General features: G+C 67.8%; 19 protein-coding genes. 4 read left to right on the plus strand and 15 right to left on the minus strand.

What is annotated here, in order from left to right; genetic code table 11:
- Positions 1-10: 10 nt before the first annotated feature.
- From D7006_RS07035 to D7006_RS07045, 3 genes are read right to left on the minus strand one after another with little or no spacing between them, the layout of a single operon-like run.
- Positions 11-874: a branched-chain amino acid ABC transporter permease gene (locus D7006_RS07035; protein WP_229643548.1), complete on the minus strand. Its 864-nt coding sequence runs from the start codon at positions 872-874 to the stop codon at positions 11-13.
- Between the two features lie 3 nt (positions 875-877).
- Positions 878-1636, minus strand: coding sequence for an ABC transporter ATP-binding protein (locus D7006_RS07040; protein ID WP_237356069.1), 759 nt, complete (start codon positions 1634-1636; stop codon positions 878-880).
- Complete coding sequence (locus tag D7006_RS07045) at positions 1633-2403, minus strand: ABC transporter ATP-binding protein (protein WP_237356070.1); 771 nt, start codon at positions 2401-2403, stop codon at positions 1633-1635. Before D7006_RS07045 ends, D7006_RS07040 begins: the two co-directional genes overlap by 4 nt.
- A 189-nt stretch (positions 2404-2592) precedes the next feature.
- On the opposite strand from D7006_RS07045, the gene D7006_RS07050 reads away from it, so the two are divergent.
- On the plus strand, positions 2593-3465 hold the full coding sequence (locus D7006_RS07050; protein WP_237356071.1) for a LysR substrate-binding domain-containing protein: 873 nt from the start codon (positions 2593-2595) through the stop codon (positions 3463-3465).
- 24 nt (positions 3466-3489) lie between these two features.
- Here the strand turns inward: D7006_RS07050 and mdoH are convergent, their stop codons facing one another.
- From mdoH to D7006_RS07080, 6 genes are all read right to left on the minus strand, one after another.
- Positions 3490-5613, minus strand: a complete 2124-nt coding sequence (gene mdoH / locus D7006_RS07055) for a glucans biosynthesis glucosyltransferase MdoH (protein ID WP_237356072.1) — start codon at positions 5611-5613, stop codon at positions 3490-3492.
- The gene (locus tag D7006_RS07060) at positions 5601-7091 is read right to left on the minus strand and encodes a glucan biosynthesis protein G (RefSeq protein WP_237356073.1); all 1491 of its coding nucleotides are present in this window, start codon (positions 7089-7091) and stop codon (positions 5601-5603) included. The genes mdoH and D7006_RS07060 overlap by 13 nt, the downstream gene beginning before the upstream one ends.
- Positions 7092-7266: 175 nt before the next feature.
- Positions 7267-8688, minus strand: a complete 1422-nt coding sequence (locus D7006_RS07065; protein WP_237356074.1) for a class I adenylate-forming enzyme family protein — start codon at positions 8686-8688, stop codon at positions 7267-7269.
- A gap of 10 nt (positions 8689-8698) precedes the next feature.
- Positions 8699-9520, minus strand: coding sequence for an enoyl-CoA hydratase/isomerase family protein (locus D7006_RS07070; protein WP_237356075.1), 822 nt, complete (start codon positions 9518-9520; stop codon positions 8699-8701).
- Positions 9521-9540: 20 nt separating this feature from the next.
- The gene (locus D7006_RS07075; RefSeq protein WP_237356076.1) at positions 9541-10770 is read right to left on the minus strand and encodes an MFS transporter; all 1230 of its coding nucleotides are present in this window, start codon (positions 10768-10770) and stop codon (positions 9541-9543) included.
- A 1-nt stretch (position 10771) separates the two neighbouring features.
- Positions 10772-12007 carry an ABC transporter substrate-binding protein gene (locus D7006_RS07080; protein WP_237356077.1) on the minus strand — a complete coding sequence of 412 codons (1236 nt, stop codon included), beginning with the start codon at positions 12005-12007 and terminating at the stop codon, positions 10772-10774.
- Positions 12008-12179: 172 nt separating this feature from the next.
- Here D7006_RS07080 and D7006_RS07085 point away from each other — a divergent pair, with 172 nt between their 5' ends.
- Positions 12180-12920 carry a FadR/GntR family transcriptional regulator gene (locus D7006_RS07085; protein ID WP_237356078.1) on the plus strand — a complete coding sequence of 247 codons (741 nt, stop codon included), beginning with the start codon at positions 12180-12182 and terminating at the stop codon, positions 12918-12920.
- Positions 12921-12964: 44 nt separating this feature from the next.
- A complete protein-coding gene (locus tag D7006_RS07090; protein ID WP_237356079.1) occupies positions 12965-13951 on the plus strand; it encodes an MDR family oxidoreductase in 987 nt (328 codons plus the stop codon).
- Positions 13952-14045: 94 nt separating this feature from the next.
- On the opposite strand, the gene D7006_RS07095 is transcribed toward D7006_RS07090, so the two are convergent.
- Positions 14046-14588: a cupin domain-containing protein gene (locus D7006_RS07095; RefSeq protein WP_237356080.1), complete on the minus strand. Its 543-nt coding sequence runs from the start codon at positions 14586-14588 to the stop codon at positions 14046-14048.
- 145 nt (positions 14589-14733) lie between these two features.
- Between D7006_RS07095 and D7006_RS07100 the strand changes: the two genes are divergently transcribed.
- Positions 14734-16068, plus strand: a complete 1335-nt coding sequence (locus D7006_RS07100; RefSeq protein WP_237356081.1) for an aspartate aminotransferase family protein — start codon at positions 14734-14736, stop codon at positions 16066-16068.
- A gap of 45 nt (positions 16069-16113) precedes the next feature.
- On the opposite strand, the gene D7006_RS07105 is transcribed toward D7006_RS07100, so the two are convergent.
- The 5 genes from D7006_RS07105 to D7006_RS07125 form a co-directional block, all read right to left on the minus strand.
- Positions 16114-17460, minus strand: a complete 1347-nt coding sequence (locus tag D7006_RS07105) for an aspartate aminotransferase family protein (RefSeq protein WP_237356082.1) — start codon at positions 17458-17460, stop codon at positions 16114-16116.
- The gene (locus D7006_RS07110) at positions 17457-18524 is read right to left on the minus strand and encodes a phosphotransferase (protein ID WP_237356083.1); all 1068 of its coding nucleotides are present in this window, start codon (positions 18522-18524) and stop codon (positions 17457-17459) included. The genes D7006_RS07105 and D7006_RS07110 overlap by 4 nt, the downstream gene beginning before the upstream one ends.
- 105 nt (positions 18525-18629) lie before the next feature.
- Complete coding sequence (locus D7006_RS07115; RefSeq protein ID WP_237356084.1) at positions 18630-19364, minus strand: TetR/AcrR family transcriptional regulator; 735 nt, start codon at positions 19362-19364, stop codon at positions 18630-18632.
- A gap of 55 nt (positions 19365-19419) precedes the next feature.
- Entirely contained in the window at positions 19420-20283 is an 864-nt protein-coding gene (locus tag D7006_RS07120; RefSeq protein ID WP_237356085.1) for a sugar phosphate isomerase/epimerase, read from the minus strand.
- Positions 20280-22022 carry a hydantoinase B/oxoprolinase family protein gene (locus D7006_RS07125; RefSeq protein ID WP_237356086.1) on the minus strand — a complete coding sequence of 581 codons (1743 nt, stop codon included), beginning with the start codon at positions 22020-22022 and terminating at the stop codon, positions 20280-20282. Before D7006_RS07125 ends, D7006_RS07120 begins: the two co-directional genes overlap by 4 nt.
- Positions 22023-22030 lie beyond the last annotated feature (8 nt).

A 22030-nucleotide genomic window follows, 5' to 3' on the forward strand; every position in this document is an offset into this window, starting at 1 on the left:
TGCCGCACCCTCACTTTCGGATGGCCTTGGCCCCGAACAGGCCGTTGGCGCGGAACAGGAGGAGCAGCAGGATGACGCCGAAGCTGACGATCTGCCGGAAGGAGACGGGCAGGATGAGGGCGGACATTTCCTCCGCCACGCCGATGAGCAGCGCGCCCGCCACCGCGCCGATCGGGCTGCCCAGCCCGCCGAGGATGGCGGCGGCGAAGATGGGGATCTGGTAGTTCCAGCCCATCAGCGGATCGATGGCGCGATCCAGCCCCGCCAGTACGCCGGCGAGCCCGATCAGCGCGCCGGTGAGGGCGAAGGTGATGCGGGCGATGGTGCGCCGCTCCACCCCGCGCACGGCGGCAAGGGAGGCATTGTCCGCCACCGCCCGCATGGCCCGGCCGAGCGGAGAGGCGGTGATGAGAAGGTGCAGCAGCACCAGCGCGATCACCACCACGCCGGCGGTGATGAGCTGTTCGTGATTGATGCGCAGGCCATTCCAGCGGATCGGCCGCGCCACCGCGAGATCGAAGCTTCGGGCCGCATTGCCGAAGATGAAGCGGCAGATGTTCTCCACCACCAGCGACACCCCCATGGAGGCGACGAGTAGCGTGATGGACCCCCTCATCCGCAGCCGCTCGAACACCAGGGCATCGGCGATGAGGGAGGCGAGCGCCACCGTCGCCGCGGCGACTGCGGCAGCGATCGGCAGCGGCAGGCCGAGCACCACGTTGGCCGTGTAGGCCGCATAGGCCCCGAGGGTGAGGAACGCCCCCACCGCAAAATTGGCGAAGCGCAGGATGCCGAACACCAGAGTCAGCGCCAGAGCGGGCAAGGCGAGCAGCAGGCCGGTGACGAGGCCGTTGATAAAGAGCTGAAGCGCCATGGCTCAGGCCGCCTTTCCGAAGAAGAGGCCGGCGAGGTCCGCCTGGCGGATGTCGGCGGCTGAGGCGCGCAGCGTGAGCCGGCCGGCGACCAGCACCACCACCTCGTCGGCGATGCCGAGCGCGGCGGCGACGTTCTGCTCCACCAGCAGCACGGTGACGCCCGCCTCCCGCACGCGCACCACCGCCTCCATGGTCTCGCCGACGATCTTGGGCGAAAGACCGGCCGAGGGTTCGTCGAGCAGCAGCACCTCGGGATTGGCGAGGAGGGCGCAGGCGAAGGCCAGCATCTGCCGCTGGCCGCCGGAGAGGTTGCCGGCGAGCGTGCGCGGCCTGAGCCGGAGTTCGGGGAAGAGATCGAGCACCTTCTCCCGCTGCTCCGGCCCGACGCCGGCCCGCCCGCGCAGGAATTCCGTGGCGAGCTTCAGGTTTTCGGCGATGGTGAGGGTTGCGAAGATGTTGGCTTCCTGCGGCACATAAGCGAGCCCCGACGCCACCCGGCGCGCCGGCGAGAGGGTGGTGATGTCCCGCCCGGTCACCGCCACCGTTCCCGCCCGTGTCGGCACGAGGCCCGCGATGGTCTTGATGAAGGACGACTTGCCGGAGCCGTTCGGGCCGATGACGGCGACGATGCTCTCGGCCTTCTGGGCGAGATCGATGCCGCACACGATGTCGCCGCCCCGGCCATAGCCGGCGCGCAGGCCGGAGACGGCGAGTGCGAGGGAGAGTTCCTCCGCCTTCGGATCGCAGGGGCGCGCGCTCATGCTGCCACCCCGAGATAGGCGGAAACGACGCGCGGGTCCGCCGTGGCCTCGGCGAAGGTGCCGGAGACGAGGGCGCGCCCCTGGGCGAGGACGTGGACGTGGTCGCACACCTCCTCCACCAGATGCATGTCGTGCTCGACGATGCCGAAGGAAAGGCCTTCCGCCTTCAGCTCCCGCACCAGCCGCACGATCTCCAGCCGCAGTGGCGGCGAGACGCCGGCGCCGGGCTCGTCGAGCAGGATCAGTCTCGGCTTCATCAGCAGCGCCCGCGCCATTTCAAGCAGCTTCTTCTGGCCGCCGGAGAGCATGGCGGACGGCTGGTCGGCGAGCTTCACAAGGCCCACCCGCTCCAGCAGCGCGCGGGCGAGATCGGCGTTGGCGCGCTCCTGCGCCCACCATTTGCGGCGGCCGAACAGGGCGCCGGCGACCGTCTCGCCGCTCTGGGCCGGCGGAGCGGCGAGAAGCGTCTCGAACACGGTGAGGCTGGCCAGCTCGCGCACGATCTGGAAGGAGCGGACCACGCCCTTGCCGGCCATCACATGGGCCGGCATGCCGGTGACATTCTCTCCCTCCAGCAGCACCGTGCCACTCTCCGGCCTTGCGAGCCCCGTCAGCGCGTTGAGCAGCGTCGTCTTGCCGGCGCCGTTGGGACCGATGAGGCCGGTGACCTGACCGCGGGCGAGATCGAGGGTGACGCCGTCGAGTGCGGCGACACCGCCATAGCGCCGGGTCAGACCTTTGACCTGAAGGAAGGGGCTGGGGTTCACATCGTCTCCACGGCGCAGGGCGATAGTGCCTCGCTGTTGCGCAAATGCCTTTTTGATGTGCATCAAAATCTCAGATCTTGAGCAGTTATCAGATAGTCAATCCTGATCGCTCATAGATTAGACAGGTGCATTCAGATCAAATCAAATTTATATTGCTTTGCACTTTCCAAAGTTATTTTAATGATCGGCATGTCCCGGTCGCTGGAAATTGCCCTGCTGCGCACCTTCGTTCTCCTGGTGGAGGAGAAAAGCGTGACCCGCGTCGCCCGGCGCCTGAACCGCACCCAGCCTGCCGTGAGCCTGCAGATCCGGCGGCTGGAGGCGGCGGCGGGCTTTCCCCTGTTCGAGCCGGACTTGCGGCATCTCAAGCTGTCGCGGCACGGAGAGATGCTGCTGCCCCATGCGCGCACCATGCTGCGGCTGGATGAGGAAGCCCGCCTGCGGCTTTCCGCAGACGATGTGGCGGGCCGCGTCACGCTCGGCTGTCCGGATCTCTATGCCGCCTTTCTCCTGCCGGAGACCCTGGCCCGCTTCCGCGACACCTATCCGGGCGTGGAGGTGACGGTGCGCTGCGCGCTCTCGCGGCAGCTGGCGCAGGACATGAGCGAGGGCCTTCTCGACATCGCCATCGCCACCCGCATGCCCGGCGTCTCGCCTCGTGTCGGCACCGGCACGCTGCTGCGCCCCGAACCGCTGATCTGGCTCGGCGCCGAGGGTGGGAGCGCGCACCTCGCGGACCCCATCCCGCTCGCCATGCTGCCGGACGGCAACCTCTATCGCGATTACGCCCTGGCGGCGCTTGACCAAATCGGCCGGCGCTGGCGCATCGCCTGCATCTCCGAAAGCATCGCCGGGCTGCAATCCATGGCGCTGGCGGATTCCGCGGTGTGCGTTCTCGCGCAATCCGTGCGCACGCAGGGCCTCGTGCGGCTTGGCAGTGCGGAAGGTCTGCCGCCGCTCGAGAGCGTGGATCTCATCCTGTGGGAGCGCCATCCCGGCGGCTCGTCGGCGGCCGATCACCTCGCCGCCCACATTCGCCGGTCCGTGTCGGACCGGAACTGATCGCGCCGCTCCCGGGTCGGGCGGTCAGGTCAGTGCGAGCAGGCGGGCGAGGGCCTGATCGTCGGCGAGGGCCGCGGCCTTCTCCTTGGGCGAGAGCAGCGCCAGCGCCTCGCCGCGCGAGCGGGCATCCTCGATCTTGGCCCGCGCGACGAGGCGATCGGGGCGGACGTCACCGGGCAGGCGCTTGCCTTGCGCGTGCAGTTCATTGCGATGGAAGGCGAGAAGATCGGCATCGCCGGCAAGGCGCGCGACGGCCTCCGCCGGGCCATCGGTTCCCGTGAGCGCGGCGCGCAGGTCGGTCGCCGCACGCAGCACCGGCGGCGGGTGCTGGGCCTCCGGGGTCGACAGAAGTCCGCCGGGACGGCGCGGGCGACTGGTCCACACCGCGAGCGGCACGGCGGTGAGTAGCCCGAGGATCACCGGCGACATCCACGCCATGAGCGGCCACGCAATGGCGGCGGTTGCGGCCGCGAAGCCGAGGCCGAGGAGCGTGTGGGGCCAGAAGTGCCGGAAGGCCTCCCGCCACCCGAGGCTGCCGTCATCCCGCCGCTGCGGATTCCACCCGCCGTCGCGCCCCATGAGGATGCTGACCACCGCAAAGGACTGGGACACCATGGTCACCGGCGCCATTAGGCCGGAGAGGAGGATCTCGCTCATCATGCCGAGGAAGGTCCGCCCGCCGCCGCCGAAGCCGCGTCGGGCCGTGCCGTCACCCAGCATCAGCGCGAAGGCGATGAATTTGGGCATCAGCAGCACTGCCATGGTGCCGCCGAACACCCACGCGGCGCGCACAGGATCCTGCGCCGGCCAGACGGGGAACAGGGCGAAGCCGGAGGGAAAATAGTCCGGCGGCACGAACCGCGCCTGGAGTGATGTGAGAAGGCCGGCCAGCAGCATAAGGAGCCACAGCGGCGCCGAGACATACGAGCCGATGCCGGTGAGGAGATGAATGCGGCTCGCTGCGCTGAGCCCGCGCACCGGCAGCACGGCCGCGTGCTGGAGATTGCCCTGGCACCAGCGGCGGTCGCGCACGGCGAGATCGGTGAGGGAAGGGGGCCCTTCCTCATAGCTTCCGGGAAGGCCGGCAACCATGTACACGCCCCACCCGGCCCGCACGAGCAGCGCCGCCTCCACGAAATCGTGGCTCAGGATATGCCCGCCGAACGGCTTGCGCCCCTTGAGGTGGGGCAGGCCCGCCGCCTCGGCAAAGGCGCGGGTGCGGATGATGGCATTGTGGCCCCAGTAATTGCTCTGCGGCCCGTGCCACCAGGCAAGGCCCTGGGCGATGAGGGGGCCGTAGAGGCGTCCGGCAAACTGCTGGAGTCGCGAGAACAGTGTGCGCCCGCCCACGATCACCGGCAGCGTCTGGATCAGCCCTGCATCCGTGGTGCGCTCCAGCGCGTCGGCGAGGCGGACCATGCAGTCGCCGGTCATCACGCTGTCGGCGTCGAGGATAAGCATGGCCTCATATGCCGCCCCGAAGCGGGTGACCCAGTCCGCGATGTTGCCGGCCTTGCGGTCGATGTTCTGCGCGCGGCGGCGATAGTGGAAGCAGCCGCCGGTGCGCCGGCGCAAAGCGAGGAAGGCCGCCTCCTCTGCCACCCAGACGTCGGGATCGGTCGTGTCGCTGAGGATGAACACGTCGAACAGGTCGCCGCGCCCGGTCGCTTCCAGCGAGCGCCATGTGGCCTCCAGCCCGGCGAAGACCCGGTGCGGCTCCTCATTGTAGCAGGGCATCAGGAGCGCCGTGCGGATCGTCGGGGAGGGCAGGGGGGCGTCCGGATCGATGTCGAGCGCCTTGCGTCCCGACAGAAGGCTGATGGCGCCGCCGAGCGCATTGGTGAAGGCAAGGCCGATCCACGCGAAGAGGACGACGAACAGCACCAGAACCGCGTATTCGAGATAGGTGAGCCCGCCCACGTCGAGCACCTTGTACATCTCGTAGGCGGCAACGCCGGTCAGCGCGATGGCGCCGCCGAACACGAAGGCGCGCCGGGCGATGAGCGATGCACAGAGCCGGGTGCCGGACCTGACCCGCTGCGGCCTGCGGCGGAAATCCTGCGCCGGCATGGCGAGGGGCGCTTCCGGCGGCAGAGCGGGCTCTGGCAAAAGGCGTACGGCCGGAGCGGCATTCGTCAGGGCGTCCATCGGTAGAGCCAGGTTTCGGTCAGGGGAACGTCACCCTTGAAGACGCGTGCCCTTAGTTCCGAGAGCGCCGCGCCCTTCGGCTCGAAGGCGAAGGAGAGGCGCGTGCCGGAGATTTCGGGGTTGGGCTGGAGCACCACGTCGCGGACCTCGCCCTGGCTCGCGGAGACGTCCACGCGCACGCTGTCGAGCGCCAGTCCGGGCATGGGGCCATCCACGAGATCGATGACGAACAGGCGCCGCTCATCGGTGCCGCCCGCGCGTATGCCGGCGACGCGGCCAAGGCCCGGCGGGGTGGGCATGTCCCAGGTCCAGTGCAGGCGATAGGTGTAGGTGTATTCACTGCCCTTGCGCAGGGTGTCCTTGGGGCGCCAGAAGGCGACGACATTGTCGTGCACCTCCTGCGGGGTGGGAATTTCCACCAGATGCACCGCGCCCTCGCCCCAGTCGCCGATGGGCTCCACCCACACGCTCGGGCGCTTCTCGTAGCGCGCTTCCAGATCCTGATAGTCGAAGAAGGAGCGCTGGCGCTGCATCAGGCCGAAGCCGCGGATGTTCGAGCCGGAGAACACGCTGATCTGCAAGCGCCCCGGATTTGAGAGCGGCCGCCAGAGCTGCTCGCCCGTGCCGTCGGTGATGGCGAGGCCCTCGGCATCACGGACGGCGGGACGGAAATCGTCGAAACCCGCATGATCGGCGGGTCCGAACAGGAACATGCTGGTGAGCGGCGCGATGCCCGCCTCGGTGAGGTCGGTGCGCGGATAGAGCGCCATCTCCACCGTCATCACGGTGGCGTCGCCGGGCCGGATGGTGAAGCGGTGGGCCGCCGTGGCGCTGGGGCTGTCGAGCAGAGCGTGAACGACGATGGAGGGCACGTCCGGGCGCGGCTGCTCCACATAGAAGGCCTTGAATACCGGAAATTCCTCGCCGGACGCCGAAGCGGTCTTCACCGCAAGCCCGCGGGCGGAGGTGCCGTAGCCCTGCCCCTTGGCGACGGCGCGGAAATAGCTCGCGCCCTGAAACACCGCGATCTCGTCGAGATAATCAGGCCGGTTGAGCGGGCCGTGCAGGCGGAAGCCGGAGAAGCCGAGGTCCGCGCCGCCCTGGGGCGCCTTCAGCCCATGCTCGAAGCGGAACAGGCCGGGATCATAGGCGATGCGCCGGGCGCGCCCGTCGGCCACCACGAAGACATCCACCTGGTCGCGGAACAGGAAGCCCCGGTGCAGCAGCTGCATTTCGAACGGCAGCCGCTGGCCGCGCCAGATCGAGCGGTCGGCGTTGAAGCGGATGTTGCGGTAATCGTCATAGCTGAGCTGGTCGAACTCGGCCGGGAGGGACTGGTTGCCCTGCTTGAACGGCTTTGTGGCGAGCTGGCGCGCCATGTTGCGCACCGTTTCGGCATCGAAACGCTCGCCCTCCTGAGCATAGGCTTCGGAGGTCGCGACGACCTGAATTGCCGAGAGCACGGCGGCGCCCAGCATGAATGACCTGCGGTCGAGCAATGCGTCCCTCCGCCCCCAGCTGTTCGGACATGCCTCTGCGGCATGTGGACAGGAAGGCGCGAAAGCGCGTCACGGTTCCCCGGCGAGAGCGCGACATTGGGTCTCGCTTCGGGCACCGAGGCTTGAGGGGAGCCTCGGACGGTGGATCGCCCCTTTACGGGCGTTGAGCAGAGGCCGCGTCGGCGAGGGTCCGGATGCCCGGCCGGTAGGCTTTTCCCGTGGGGCCTGTGGGGAGCGCGGCCACCACATGGATAGCATCCGGCACCTTGAACCGCTCGATGCGCGCCGCGCACCATGCGCGCAGTTCCTCGGCAGAGGCAGCGCTTCCCGCCCGCAGCACCACGGCCGCATGGAGCGCCTCGCCGAGGCGCGCGTCGGGCACGCCTGCGGCGAGGGCCTGAGCGACCGCCGGGTGGGCGCAGAGCACGGTCTCGATCTCGGCCGGGGCGATCTTGTTGCCGCCGCGCGAGACGATCTCCTTGATACGGCCGACGATCTCCACGCAGCGGTCCGGGCGCCGCCGCGCCACGTCGCCGGTGCGGAAGTAGCCGTCGCGGAAGGCGGTCTCGGTGAGGTCGGGATTGTCGAGGTAGCCGATCATGCCGAAGGGCGTGCGGATCAGGAGTTCACCCGCCGCGTCCGGCCCCGCGCCCGCGGCGCCGGCGGCAGGATCGTCCGAGATGAGGTAATCGATCCCCGGCGTCGGCCGGCCGATGGAGCCGCGCCCGGCCACCGCCTCCGTGGGCGTCAAACAGAAATCGCACGAACCGGTTTCGGTGAGGCCATAAAGGTCGAACACGCCCGCGCCGGGCAGCTGTGCCGCGATGGCCTCGGACAGATGCGACCCCAGCCCCTCGCCGCCGGTGAGGATGGTCTGCAGGTGCGGCGCGGCCACCTCGCCCTCGCCGAACAGGGTGCGCAGCATGGAGGGGACGGTCGCGAGCACGGTGGCCTCGCCAAGGCGCGCCTTGAGGCCTGCGGGCGTGAACTTGCCCACCAGGTCGAGCCGCGCACCCGTCTTCAAAGAGAGCAGCGCCACCCACAGGCCGAAGATGAAGATGAGCTGGAGCGGCAGCACCACCTTGTCGCCGGGCGTGAGGGCGAGCAGCGCCTGCAGCGCATCGAGTTTTCCGGCAAAGCGCTCGTGGGCGAGCACCACGCCCTTGGGCTTGCCGGTGGAGCCGGAGGTGAAGACGATGAGGGCCGCGCCATCCAGCAGCGGCCGGGCCGGCGGCGGTGTCTCCGCAAGGCGTGACACGGTACCATCCGCCACGAGAAATCGGGCGGCGGTCTGGTCGAGGATGGCGGTGCGCGTCATCTCTGCCGCGCCGGCGTGGAGCGGCACCGCGACGCCGCCGGCCTGCCAGACTGCGAAGAGAGCGGCAATGTCCGCCGCACGGTTGGCGACGGCGACGATCACCGGCTCATCCGGCCCGAGCCCCTCGGCGCGCAGCCGCGCGGCGAGGCCGGAGGCTGCGAGGCGCAGGGCGTCGGCGGTGTGTGTCGCGCCGCCGTCCTCGGCCACGGTGCCGGCCGCTTCGTCCAGGATGCGGCAGAGCGCGCCCGTCTTCGCCATCACGGCCCCCTCAGCCTTCGCGGGTCGGGAAGCGCGCGTCGCGCCAGGCGATGGCGGCGCGCAGCCCCTCGCGGCGGGCGACGTCGAAGAAGGCGATCTTGTCCGCCGAGCCCGCGCCCTCGATGGCGAGGTCGATCTCCAGCGCGCTCTCCAGCGCCTGCAACATGCCCTGCGTTTCGAGCGCCCGGTTCAGGGCGCGCTTGGTTTCCTTCACGAGGCTGGGGTCGATGGCGCCGATGTGCCGGGCGATGCGCAGCGCCTCTTCCTCCAGCCGGTCGGCGGAAACGACGCGGTTGATCATGCCGATCTCGGCCGCGCGCCGGGCGCTCACCCGGTCCTCGCCGAGCAGGATGATCTCCTTGGCGATCTTCGGGCCGACGATCCACGGCAGCAGCATCACCACGATGCCGGCGCCGAACTTCAGCTCCGGCTCGCCGAAGAAGGCGTCTTCCGAGGCGATGGTCATGTCGCAGGCGAGCGCCAGCTCGCATGCGCCGGCAAGGCAGGCGCCGCGCACCATGGCGATGGTGGGCTTCGGGCAGTGCCAGAAGCGCATCACCGTGTCGAAATCCTTGCGCAGCACGGGCCGCCACGCGTCGACGCCCACCGGCCGGGCCTCCATCTGCGCCTTGAGATCGAAGCCGGAAGAGAAGGCATTGCCGGCGCCGCGCACGATCACCGCCTTCACGTCCGCATCCGCCTCGGCGCGGTCCATGGCGGCGTTGATCTCGCCGAGCATCTCCTGGTCCAGCGCATTGGTGCGCTCGGGCCGGTTGAGGGTAAGGAAGGCGATGCCGTCGCGGGTTTCGTAGGCGATCTTGGTGAAGGTCATGGAAGCCTCGTTGAGAGGGATCAGCGCCGGCCGCCGGCCATCGTGGCAGCCTCGGGCCGCAGGCGCAGGCGCAGCATGGCGAGGACGCCCAGGAAGGGGCCGATGGCGAGGATGAGGAAGGCGAAGCGCCAGCCGAAGGCATCCACCGCATAGGGCAGGAGGTGGATGCTCACCAGCGTGATGAGAAAGCCGACGCAGGTCTGCACCGTCAGCATGGTGCCGATGAGGCTGCGGTCGGACAGCTCCGTCACGGCGGCGGAGAATTGCGCGGAATCGGAGATCACCGTCACGCCCCACACCAGCGCCAGCGGCAGCACCAGCCAGATCGAGGCACCGAACAGGAAGCCGATGCCTGCCGCGCACAGGCCGCTCACCGCCATGGACAGCGCCGTGACGAAAGTGCGCCCCAGCCGGTCGGCCGCGAAGCCGCCGCCCAGCGCCCCCAGGGCGCCGATGGCGACCACACAGAAGGTGGCGAGGCGGGGATCGAGGGGCGGGGCATCTCCATAGCGCGCGGCGAAGCTCGCGGCGAAGAAGGCGCCGATCCACGCCCACATGGCGTAGAGCTCCCACATGTGGCCGAAATAGCCGAGATTGGCGAGCCTGAGCGCCGGGCGCCGGAACGCATCGAGGGCGTTGGAGAGCTTCAGCGGCGGCGCCTTCGCGTGATTGGGGCCGACCTTGGCGAAGCGGATGAGGAGGGCGGCCACCAGCGCGCTCACGGCTGCGCCCGCCACCGGCGCCCGCCAGTCGAGGCCGCCCATCGCCGCCATGGCGTGGGGCGAGGCCGAGCCCAGCGTGAGGGCCGCCACCAGCATGCCGATGAGCAGGCCGAGGTCTCCCTTCGCCCAGGTGGCCGCGAGCTTCATGCCCACGGGATAGACGCCTGCCATGCACATGCCGGTGAGAAACCGAAGCAGCGGCACGGCCGGATGGGTGGGTTCGAACAGGAGGATGGCTCCGTTCGCCAGAGCGGCCACGAGGGCGGAGACGGAGAAGAGCGTCCTCAAATCGGCGCGGTCCGCCAGCGAGAGCAGGGCGCTGAGAAGGGTGCCGGCGACGAAGCCCGCCTGCACGGAACTGGTGAGCAAGGCCTCCTGAAAGGGCGACAGGCTCCACTGCGCCCGGATCGCCCCCAAAGAGGCGGTGGTGGCGAACCATGTCGCCATCGCCGCCACTTCCGCGACCACGAGGATCGCGAGGGAGAAGGCCTTGCCGTCCGTGCGGGCGGCTGTTGCCGGCGCCGTCACCTCAGCCGGCCTTCTTCAGCATGGGGCAGGCCTCGGGCGACATGGGGCGGAAGGCCTCGTCGCCGGGGATGGTCGCCACCAGCTTCAGATAGTCGTAGGGGCCCTTGGACTCCTCCGGCGTCTTCACCTGCCACAGATACATGTCGTGGATGGTGCGGCCGTCGGCGCGGATGTGGCCCTTGCCGAACAGCGGGTCGTCGGTGGGCATGGCCTTCATCTGCGCGACGACGGCGGCGCCGTCATGGGCCTTCGCCTTGTCCATGGCGGCGATGGCCTTCATCCAGTGCAGAGTTGCGGCGTAGGTGCCCGCCTGGTTCATGGTGGGCATGCGGCCGTTGTTGCGCGCGCCGAACGCCTTGCCGAAGGCGCGGGTGCCGTCATTGAGGTCCCAGTAGAAGGCGTTGGTGAGCATGAGGCCCTGCGCGGTCTTCAGGCCCAGCGAGTGGATGTCGGACAGGAAGATGAGAAGGCTGACGAGCTTCTGCTTCTGCGACAGGCCGAACTCCGCCGCCTGCTTGACCGAGTTGATGGTGTCGCCGCCCGAATTCGCCAGCGCCACCACCTTCGCGCCCGAGCCCTGCGCCTGCAGGATGAAGGAGGAGAAGTCCGAGCTCTGGAAGGGTGCCAGCGCGCGGCCCATCACCTTCCCGCCATTGGCCTTCACCACCTCGGCCGCGTCGCGCTCCAGCGCATGGCCGAAGGCGTAGTCGGCGGTCAGGAAGTACCAGGAATCGCCGCCCTGCTTGATCATGGCGCGGGCGGTGCCGTTGGCGAGCGCCCAGGTGTCATAGGTCCAGTGGACGGTGTTGGGCGTGCAGGCCTTGGCGGTGAGGTCGGACGTTCCGGCGCTCGCCACCAGGAAGACCTTGTTCTTGTCGCGGCTGATATCGGCGACGGCGAGGGCGACGGAGGAGGTGGGCACGTCGACGATGGCGTCCACCTTGTCGAGGTCGTACCAGCGCCGCGCCACTGAGGAGCCGATGTCCGCCTTGTTCTGGTGATCGGCGGAGACGACTTCCACCTTGAAGCCGTGCTTCTCCGGATTGAAATCCGCGACCGCCATCTGCGCGGCGGTGACGGAGCCAGGGCCGGCGATGTCGGAATAGAGGCTCGACTGGTCGTTCATGACGCCGATGCGGAACGTCGGCAGATCCTGTGCCGAAGCCTTGTGAGCGGTCGTGATCGGGACGGCGACGGCGCACGACAGCACGGTCGCCGCTACGAGGGCAGCGCGCATTTCTTCTCTCCCGGCGTTTCCAGTATCTTCTTGCGTCGCGGCATCTCCGTCCGCGATCTGTGGAACCAAAAGGCTCATTTGAAGATTTGTCAAACGAATAATATTTCGGTTGATTTGACGCGGCCGATCTGAGACCAAGGGGATGACCACAGGCGTTCCCGGAACGGATCAGATGGAACCGAGCTACGGCCAGATCGTCACCACCAGTGCGGCGAGCCAGATCGCCGATCAGCTCCAGCAGGCCATCATGGACGGCCGGCTGAAGGTGGATGAGCGCCTGCCGACCGAAGAGGAGCTCGCCGCGCAGTTCGGCGTGTCGCGGCCCACGGTACGCGAGGCCCTGAAGCGGCTCGCGGCGCGGCACCTCATCCGTTCCCGGCGCGGCCCCACGGGCGGAACCTTCGTCACCGGCCCCTCGCCGGAGGAGCTGGCCACCAGCCTCGGCACGTCCGTGACCCTTCTCGTTGCCACAGGCGGCGTTTCGCTGGAGGAGATGGCGACGGCGCGGCTGGAGATGGAAGCCGTCTGCTGCCGTCTCGCCGCCCAGAACCGCACGGAAGTGCACCTTGCGGCGCTGGAGGCGGAGATTGCCCTTCAGCGCACGGCGTCCCTTTCGGATCAGGATTTCTGCGCCTCCGACGTGCGCTTCCATCGCACCATCGTGGATGCCGCGGGCAATGCTTTGCTGCGCTTCCTGATGAATGCGGTGGTGGAAGCGCTCATGCCGGTGAGCAACATGATCATCTTCCGCGTCCGCGACCGGAAGGAGATCGTCGCCCATCACGGGACGCTTCTCGCGGCGCTGCGGGATCGCGACGGCGAGGCGGCTGTGGCCGCGCTCGGCGGGCTCGTGCGCTACATCCGCGCCCAGTACGAGAAGGCCGAAGAGGCCCGCAAGGCCGCAAGGCCCTGAGCAAACCGCCTGCGCGGTTCACGCACATCACAGGGAAACGTCCAATGAGCACCGAGACCTTCCGCGCCCTCATGGCGCGCAAGACCGACGCCGGGCAGGCCATTGCCATCGAGACCATCACCGAGGCCGATCTGCCGGCTGGCGACGTGACGGTGGACGTCGAATATTCGTCCTTCAACTACAAGGACGGCCTCGCTTTGAAGGGCATGAGCCGCATCCTGCGCGCGCTGCCCATGGTGCCGGGCATCGATTTCGCCGGCACGGTGCGCGCGAGCGATAATCCGGGTTTCGCGCCCGGCGACAAGGTGGTGCTGACGGGCTGGGGTGTCGGCGAGAACTGGTCCGGCGGCTTCGCCGAGCGGGCGAAGGTGAAAGGCGAGTGGCTGGTGAAGCTGCCCGCCAGCCTCACCCCGCGCCAAGCCATGGCCATCGGCACCGCCGGCCTCACCGCCATGCTCTGCGTGGATGCGCTGGAGCGCTACGGCATCACTGAAGGCGGCGACGTGCTCGTCACCGGGGCGGCCGGCGGCGTGGGCAGCGTCGCGGTGCGCCTGCTCTCGCGCCTCGGCTACAAGGTGAGCGCGCTCACCGGCCGTCCGGCCGAAGCGGACTTCCTGAAGAGCCTCGGCGCCACCGACATCGTGGACCGCGCCACCTACGCCGCCGCCGGCAAGCCGCTGGCCGGCGAGCGCTGGCATGGGGCGGTCGATACCGTCGGCGGCACCATCCTCGCCAACGTGCTCGCCGCTACCCGCTACGGCGGCGCGGTGGCCGCGTGCGGCCTTGCGTCGGCGACGGACCTGCCCACCACGGTCTTCCCCTTCATCCTGCGCAACGTGGCACTGCTGGGCGTCGATTCCGTCAATTGCCCGACTCCGCGCCGCCTCGCGGCCTGGACCCGGCTCGGCGAACTCCTCACCGAGGCCGATTTCGATCTCGTCACCCGCGAGGTCACGATCGAAGACCTGCCGCAGGTGGCTGAAGACATCATCGCTGGCGGCGTGCGCGGGCGCACGGTGGTGCGCATCTGAGCGGGCAGAGCGGGCGTGCCGCTTGGCGCGCCCGTTCGTCCTCCCCGGACCAGGGTTGAAGGCAGTCGAAGGCGCGACGTGAAGGGAACGGCTGCTAGAAGCTCGGCGGGGTACAGGCGCTGATGACCTCGCAGGGGCGCGGGCCGATGCAGCGGAAGCGGTGCGGGCGGCGGCTCTCGAAATAATAGGCATCACCCGGACCAAGGATGCGCCTGACATCGTCAACGGTCACTTCCAGCCGGCCGGAGAGGACGATGCCCCCTTCCTCGCCCTCGTGGACGAGGGGGACGACGCCCGTGTCAGCTCCGGGCTGATAGCATTCCTTCAGGATCTGCAGCTTGCGGCCGAACACGCGCTCGCCGATCTGGCGATAGGAGATCGCGCCCTTGCCGATCTCGGAGAGTTCGTCGGCGGCATAGAACGTCTTTTTCGGCTTTTCCGGCTCGAATGCGAAGAATTCCGCCAGGCCGATGGGGATGCCCTCTAGAATCCGCTTCAGGGCGCCGACCGAGGGGTTCGAGGTGTTGGACTCGATCAGCGAGATGGTCGAGTTGGTCACGCCCGTTCGCTTGGCGAGCTCCCGCTGGGAGATGCCGTGCAGCAGTCGCAGCTGGCGCAGCCGGTCCCCGATGTCCATGGCGGAAGCCCCCGTTTCGGGTGTTGCGAATATCGAAAATCATGCCATCCGAGACGTGCATTTTCAATGAGATAGTGGGTTTCAGAAAACGACTTGTTCGGTCTTCCCGATTGGCCGATGTGAGGGCAGCCATGAGGAGAGCGGCATGACCCTTCACGTCCGGACCAACCAGCCCAATCTTGAAAATTTCTGGATGCCGTTCACGGCGAACCGCCAGTTCAAGGCCGCACCCCGGCTCCTGTCGGGCGCGAAGGGCATGTACTACACCGACATCGACGGCAACGAGGTTCTGGACGGCACGTCCGGGCTCTGGTGCGTCAATGCCGGGCATGGTCGCACGCAGATTGTGGAGGCGGTCGCGCGGCAGCTGGGTGAACTCGATTTCGCCCCGACCTTCCAGATGGGCCATCCGATCGTCTTCTCGTTCGCCGAAAAGCTCGCCGCCATCGCGCCGGGCGGGAAGGACGGCGGTCTCGACCGTGTGTTCTTCACCGGGTCAGGTTCGGAATCGGTGGATACGGCCCTGAAGATCGCCATCGCCTATCAGAGGGCGATCGGGCAGGGCACACGCACCCGCATCATCGGCCGCGAGAAGGGCTATCACGGCGTCGGGTTCGGCGGCATCTCGGTGGGCGGCCTCGTCAACAACCGCAGGGTTTTCCCGCAGATCCCCGCCGACCACATGCGCCACACGCTCGACATGGAGCGCAACGCCTTTTCCCGAGGGCTGCCGGCGCATGGCATTGAACTGGCCGAGGATCTGGAGCGGCTCGTCGCCCTGCATGGGGCGGAAACCATCGCCGCGGTCATCGTCGAGCCCATGGCCGGTTCGGCCGGCGTCATCCTGCCGCCCAAGGGATATCTGGAGCGCCTGCGGGCCATTGCCGACAAGCACGGCATCCTCCTGATCTTCGACGAGGTCATCACCGGCTTCGGACGCCTCGGGACGCCGTTCGCGACCGACTATTTCGGCGTCACGCCCGATCTCGTCACCACCGCGAAGGGCCTGACCAACGGCGCGATCCCCATGGGCGCCGTGTTCGCCTCGCGGAAGGTCCATGATGGCCTCATGACCGGCCCGGAAAGCCAGATCGAATTGTTCCACGGCTACACCTATTCCGGCCATCCGGTGGCGTGCGCGGCCGGGCTTGCGACGCTGGGCATCTATGCCGAGGAGGGGCTGCTGACCCGTGGGGCGGAGCTTGCGAACTACTGGCAGGAGGCCCTGCATTCCCTCAAGGGGATGCCCCATGTCGCGGATATTCGCAATCTGGGCCTCGTCGGTGCCATCGAGCTTCGCTCGCGGGACGGCGCGCCGGGTGCGCGGGCCTATGACGTCTTCGTCGAGTGCTTCCGCAAGGGGCTCCTCATCCGCGTCACCGGCGACATCATTGCCTTGTCGCCGCCCCTGATCGTCGAGAAGCACCAGATCGACACCATCGTCTCGGTCATCGCCGACACGCTGAAAAGCGCCGCCTGAGGGTGACGCTCAGCCGCCGCAAGGACCTTGCGGCGGCTGGCCCGATCATCCGGCCTTCAAGGTTTCGGCCAGGGTGGTGAGGAGGCGGTCGGCATCCGCCGCCGAGAAGACGAGCGGCGGCCGGATCTTCAGCGTGTTGGCGTGATATCCGGTCGCCGAGATCAGCACCCGGCGCTGGCGCAGCCCGTCCACCACGGCGAGGGCGGTCGCGGAGTCCGGTTGCTTGGTGGACCGGTCCTTCACGAATTCCACGCCGATATAGAGGCCCGCGCCCCGGACATCGCCGATCCGCTCGTCGGATTTGGCGATCTCCCGGATGCCGTCCTGGATCATCCGTCCGATGCGGGCCGCATTCTCTTGCAGTCCCTCCGATTTCAGCACCTCGAAGGTCGCCCGCGCGGCGGCGATGGCCACGGTGTTGCCGCCGAAGGTGTTGAAATAGCGCATCTCGTTGCCGAAGCGCTCGATGACATGGGGCGCCACAGCGACGGCGGCGACGGGGAAGCCGTTGCCCATGGGCTTGCCCATGGTGACGATATCCGGCCGATGGCCGTGGCGCTGGAAGCCCCAGAATTTGTCTCCGGAACGGCCGAAGCCCGCCTGCACCTCGTCGGCGATCACCACGCCGCCGGCGGCGCGAACCACCTCGGCGATGGGGGCGAGGATGTCGGTCGGATCGGCATAGATGCCATCCGACGAGAACAGGGAATCGGCGATGAAGGCGGCGAGCCCCTGGCCCCGCCGCTCCAGTTCCTCGATCTCGTATTTCAGCTGGCGAATGAGCGTCGCCGCGATATCCGCGCGGTTCATCCGGTAAGAATCCGGCCCCGGGATGCGCCGGACCCACTCGCCGAGCGGCGATTTCCGGCCCAGCGACGGCGACAGCCCGGCGGTGAGGAAGGAATTGCCGGTATAGGCCTCGGACGTGATGACGATGCCCTTGCGCCCGGTATGGTGCATGGCGATCCGCAGCGCGAGGTCGTTGGCCTCCGACCCGGTGCAGGTGAACATGATGTGGCGGATGGGATCGCCGAAGGTCGGGACGATCTGGCTCGCGAATTCCAGAATGCCGTCCTGCAGATAGCGCGTGTGCGTGCACAGCGTCTGCATCTGCTCATAGACCGCCTCAACCACCCGGGGATGGCAGTGGCCCACGGAAACGACGTTGTTGTAGGCGTCGAGATATTCGTTGCCCGCGCTGTCCCACAGGAGGGTGCCCTTCGCGCGCCGGATTTCCACCGGGTTGGCATACATGAGCCGGTAGGCGGGCCCGAGCAGCGCCTGCCGGCGCTCGATCATGTCCCGGGTCGCGGGATCGAGGGCCGAGATGTTGGCCGGATCGAAGCCGTTCACCATCCCGACGTTGACCTTGCGTTCCTTCACTGCGGTCATGACGGAAACGCCTCCTTCACATGGCGGGCTGAAAGCGGGGTCGCTGCGCCGAGAAAGGTCTCGCTGATCTCGTCGGCGGAGCGGCTGAGGAAATGGTCGAGCTGCGACCAGCTCTGGTGCGTGTTGCGCAGGATGTAGGTGGCATTGTCGGGGAACTGTTCCGCCCGCCAGGTGGTGATGAGCGCGCGGGCGATGATGCGGCCCATGACCATGTGCGGCAGAAGCAGCACCTCGTCCTCCGTTAGGTCGGCGATGCTCAGATAGCCGCGCAGCAGGTCGCGGCCGGCATCGAACATGCGCTCCGATCCTGTCGGGCTCAGATGATTGAGAAGGGCTGTCGAGAGGTCGATGACGATGGCGGTGCGCACCACGTCGCCGAAGTCGATGACGCCGGAAATGAACTCCGGCCTCTTGCGGTCGACCACCACGTTCGAGCGGCTGAAATCGTTGTGCAGCACCTGCGTGCGGCAGGCCGCGAGCCGGCCCTGCAATCCCCTGAAGCGCTCCAGCCCCTGTTCGAGCTTGGCGCGGCGCTCCCTGTCGTCGATCCGGTTGAGCAGGAAGGCGAGCTTGGGAAGATGCCGGACGTCCCAGGCGATCTCGCGCGTGTCGTGCGGGTGTGAGAAGCCGGCCATGGCAAGACGCAGGCGGCCGAGGGTCGCCCCCACCTTCTCCCGCTCTTCACTGGTCGCGTCCAGCCGGTCGAGCGGCGTGCCATCGAGATAGGTGAGCACCCGCACGAGCCGCATCTGCCCATGCCCGTCCTCATGGGGGAGAAAAGCTTCGCCCGCAGACGTGCGCACCAGACGCGGGACAGGCAGGAGGGGATCCGTCAGGGCCACGTGATCGAGCAATTCGGATTGCAGCGATATCTCGCGCGGATCCTCGTCGGGATTGGAGAACTTGGCGATGTGGCGGCCCTGCGCTCCGTCCACGAGGAAGGTGTCATCCTTCTCCGTGTCGAGCCGCGTCAAAGTCCCCGAGAGGCCGAAATGGCGGTGGAGGACGGCGGCCGCCTCATCCGGCGAAATGGTGCGGAACGCGGTGGCCAGTCCTCCCGACATGAGAAGGGACTCTGGGGCGCGGGAGGGCAAGCTCGGCATCGCAATCAGCTTCCTGGGAACAGGCTTCCTTGGAACGGGAGGGCGCGGTTGGCCAATCAGGATCAATCAGACCTTGGCGATCACGCGCTTTCTCCGACCGGGCTCGGCAGGAGGGGGAGCGGCCATCGCGTGTCCGTCGGCCGCCTCCCCGGGCGTCGGGCTCTTGGGAGCCCCCTGGGTGAGATAGGCGAGGGTCATGTCGATGATGGTGGTCCGGTGCTGCTCCAGATAATCCGCGCGCATCAGGTCGCGATCGAAGATCATGGACAGGGTGAAGCGGTTCGAGATGTAGAAATAGCCCAGAGCCGAGATGGAAATGTAGAGGTCGATTGCATCCACGCCCGGCCGAAATACGCCCTGCTGCTCGCCGTCGCGCAGGATGGCGTCCACGGTGCCCGCGAGGCGGCTGTAAAGCTGGCGGATGATCGGAGACTTGGCGACGTGGCGCCCGCGGTGGATGTTTTCCGAGTTCATCATCACGATGACCTCGGGCTCCTCGATGAAGGTCTGGAAGGTCGCCTCGCACAGCCGGCGGATGGCGGCCAGAGGCGCAAGGCCCGTGAGGGGAATTTCCTCTTGCCGGCGCCGCATCGCCTCATAGGTGCGTTCAAGCACCTTCACATACAGCTCCTCCTTGGAGATGAAGTGATGGTAGAGCAGGTTCTTGCTGATCTTCGCGCGCGCGATGATGGCGTCCACGCGGGCTCCGTCGTACCCCTTTCTGGCAAACTCCATCTGTGCAGCCGCGAGGATCTTGTCCTGCGTGCCGATGGAATCGCGCTTGCGGGGTTTCTCGCTCACGATCGGGCCTTCCTTGTTGACGACATTGCCATGAGGGTGCGCGCCACCGTGCCCGTCAACCGCAAACTGCGGCGCCAGGGCGTGGTGCGACGAAGGGCTCGCACCGTTCCAGGCTGATGCGCGTTGTTTCGGCGGCGTCCCGCGTCCACCAGTCGAGTTTCGAGAAGATTTCGATCTCGAACGGGCCATCATATTCCAGCTCGTCCAGCAGACGGCGATAGAAGGCGATGTCGATGACGCCATCGCCCACCATGCCGCGGTCCTGATAAACGTCGCGCGTCGGTACCAGCCAGTCGCACAGATGGAAGGTGAGGATGCGCCCCGCCCCGGCGGCCTTGAGCCCCTCCGGGAAGTCGGGGTCCCACCAGCAATGATACACGTCCGCCACGATGCCGGTACCCGCGCCCATGACCTCGACCAGATCGAGGCAATGCCGGAACGTGTTGAGGCACGAGCGGTCGGCCGCGAACATGGGGTGCAGCGGCTCCAGACCAAGGGCAACGCCAGCCGCGCGGGCATCCGGCAAGAGTTCGGACAGCGCATCCTCCACCCGGCGGCGGGCAGCGGCGATATCCTTCTCGCCCGTGGCGAGGCCGCCGGGAACCACGACCAGGCAGGTGGCCCCCAGTTCGTGGGCGGCATCGAGCCGCCGGCGATTTTCATCGATGGCCGCAGCGCGGGCGGTGGGATCGGCGAGGTTGACCCACGCCGTCGTGCACAGGCACGGAACGAACAATCCGGCATCGCGGATCAGCCGGCCGGCCGCCGAGGGAGTGATGCCTTCCAGATACTGGTTCCACACGCCGATGCCCCGCGCGCCATGGCGCGCGTAGGTGTCCACCGCCTCGGCGAGGGAGAGGGAGGGCGTGGTGATCTGATTGATGGCGAAACGGGAGAAATCGCCGGGCACCAGACTCATGCCTGTTCTCCCGCCATGGCGCTGCGCAGGGCCGCCGTCGCGGGGGTATCGACGGCGCCGTTCACCACCAGGACGCCGAAGCCGTCGCGGGCATAAGCGGGGCTGATCTTGCCGTCGAGCACGTCTTCCAGCACCAGTTCCGGCGGGCGCGCCAGCGGGTTGCCATAGCCGCCGCCGCCGGCCTGTTCGTGCCGGATCACCGTGCCCTTGGTCACGTTGCGCGTGACCTTGCTGGCCAGCAGCTCGAAATTGCCGGACTCGGACAGGAGGTTGCGCGAGAGCGCCCCGGGCTTGCCGCCGAACAATCCATACGGCGCATGGGCATAACGGTCCGCGCGCAGCTGCATCACCGCCTCGTCGGCCAGGAGGCGGTATTGCCGGACGACGCCGAGGCCGCCGCGTGTCTTGCCGGCGCCGCAAGAATCGTCGCGCAGCGCATATTCCTCGATCATGAGCGGATAGGTCGCCTCCATGATCTCGACGGGCATGTTCGACATGTTCTGCGAGGGGTTCGTTACCGCGTCGATGCCGTCCCGCGTCGCCCGCGCTCCGAGCGCGCCGTTGATCATGTCCACCACGATGAAGGGTTCGCGGGTCTGGGTGTCGTAGCCCCCGAGGCAGACCACCGTATTGCCGCCTTCGCCTGCCGCACACACCCGCTCGGGCACGATGGCGGCGAGGGCGCCGAGCACTGTATCCACCACCCGGTAGCCGGTCAGGGCGCGGGCGGCGACGGGCGCGGGGAATTCGGGATTGAGCACGGTGCCCTTCGGCGCGCTCACGTCGACGCAGCGATAGAGGCCCGCATTGTTCGGGACATCAGCATCCAGCGCGCAGCGCACGGCGAGGTAGGTGGCCGACTTCACGAAGGACAGCGTGGAATTGATCGCGCCCTTCACCTGGGGCGACGAGCCTTCGAAGTCCACGCCGATATGGTCGCCTTTGACCGTGATGGTCACGTGGATCGGGATTTCGCTCTCGTCGAAGCCGTCGCCATCGATGTAGTCGGTGAAGGCATAGGCGCCATCGGGCCAGGTGGCGAAGGCCTTGCGCACGAGGCGCTCGCCATAGTCCAGGAACTCCGCGAGGAATTTCTCCACCATCGGAATGCCGTACTTCTCGGTGAGGCGCAGGAACTCGCGCTCTCCCAGCGCGCACGTGGCCAGCTGTGCCTCAAGGTCGCCGATGACGAGATCGGGCAGGCGCACATTCTTCGAGATGATGTCGAAGAGCGTCTTGTTGCGCACGCCCCGGTCGAACAGCTTCAGGGGCGGGATGCGCAGCCCTTCCTGGAAGATCTCGGTGGAATCCGAGGCGTTGGAGCCCGGCACGCGGCCGCCCACGTCGCAGTGGTGGCAGATCACGACGGAATAGCCGATGTGCTGCGCACCGTCGAAGATCGGCTTGAACATGAAGATATCAGGCAGGTGCATCCCGCCGTCATAGGGGTCGTTCAGGATGATGACGTCGCCGGGATTGAGGTCGTCGCCATAGTGGCGCTGAATGGCCTCCATGGCGTCGGGAACGGCGCCGAGATGCAGCGCCACGGTCTTCGCCTGGGCGAGGATGCGCCCCTTGGCGTCGCACATGGTGGCGGAATAATCGAGCACGTCGCGCACGATGGGGGAGCGGGCGGTGCGCATGACCGTGTAGGCCATGTCGTCCACGATGGATTCGAACGCGCTCTTGAGCACCGCGAAGGTGACGGGATCGATGGTCTTGTCGGTCTGGTCGAGCATGGCGCGAT

Origin of the sequence: Xanthobacter sp. YC-JY1, assembly GCF_021730305.1 — a bacterium.
GTDB lineage: Bacteria > Pseudomonadota > Alphaproteobacteria > Rhizobiales > Xanthobacteraceae > Xanthobacter > Xanthobacter flavus.

What these genes read in the sequence shown, in the direction of transcription:
- D7006_RS07085 (WP_237356078.1), top strand. Translation starts at nt 12,180, where the DNA reads ATGGAACCGAGCTACGGCCAGATCGTCACCACCAGTGCGGCGAGCCAG.
- D7006_RS07100 (WP_237356081.1), top strand. Translation starts at nt 14,734, where the DNA reads ATGACCCTTCACGTCCGGACCAACCAGCCCAATCTTGAAAATTTCTGG.
- D7006_RS07070 (WP_237356075.1), bottom strand. Translation starts at nt 9,520, where the DNA reads ATGACCTTCACCAAGATCGCCTACGAAACCCGCGACGGCATCGCCTTC.
- D7006_RS07110 (WP_237356083.1), bottom strand. Translation starts at nt 18,524, where the DNA reads ATGTCGGGAGGACTGGCCACCGCGTTCCGCACCATTTCGCCGGATGAG.
- D7006_RS07125 (WP_237356086.1), bottom strand. Translation starts at nt 22,022, where the DNA reads ATGCTCGACCAGACCGACAAGACCATCGATCCCGTCACCTTCGCGGTG.
- mdoH (WP_237356072.1), bottom strand. Translation starts at nt 5,613, where the DNA reads ATGGACGCCCTGACGAATGCCGCTCCGGCCGTACGCCTTTTGCCAGAG.
- D7006_RS07050 (WP_237356071.1), top strand. Translation starts at nt 2,593, where the DNA reads ATGTCCCGGTCGCTGGAAATTGCCCTGCTGCGCACCTTCGTTCTCCTG.
- D7006_RS07035 (WP_229643548.1), bottom strand. Translation starts at nt 874, where the DNA reads ATGGCGCTTCAGCTCTTTATCAACGGCCTCGTCACCGGCCTGCTGCTC.
- D7006_RS07040 (WP_237356069.1), bottom strand. Translation starts at nt 1,636, where the DNA reads ATGAGCGCGCGCCCCTGCGATCCGAAGGCGGAGGAACTCTCCCTCGCA.
- D7006_RS07060 (WP_237356073.1), bottom strand. Translation starts at nt 7,091, where the DNA reads ATGCTGGGCGCCGCCGTGCTCTCGGCAATTCAGGTCGTCGCGACCTCC.
- D7006_RS07090 (WP_237356079.1), top strand. Translation starts at nt 12,965, where the DNA reads ATGAGCACCGAGACCTTCCGCGCCCTCATGGCGCGCAAGACCGACGCC.
- D7006_RS07080 (WP_237356077.1), bottom strand. Translation starts at nt 12,007, where the DNA reads ATGCGCGCTGCCCTCGTAGCGGCGACCGTGCTGTCGTGCGCCGTCGCC.
- D7006_RS07095 (WP_237356080.1), bottom strand. Translation starts at nt 14,588, where the DNA reads ATGGACATCGGGGACCGGCTGCGCCAGCTGCGACTGCTGCACGGCATC.
- D7006_RS07120 (WP_237356085.1), bottom strand. Translation starts at nt 20,283, where the DNA reads ATGAGTCTGGTGCCCGGCGATTTCTCCCGTTTCGCCATCAATCAGATC.
- D7006_RS07105 (WP_237356082.1), bottom strand. Translation starts at nt 17,460, where the DNA reads ATGACCGCAGTGAAGGAACGCAAGGTCAACGTCGGGATGGTGAACGGC.
- D7006_RS07065 (WP_237356074.1), bottom strand. Translation starts at nt 8,688, where the DNA reads ATGGCGAAGACGGGCGCGCTCTGCCGCATCCTGGACGAAGCGGCCGGC.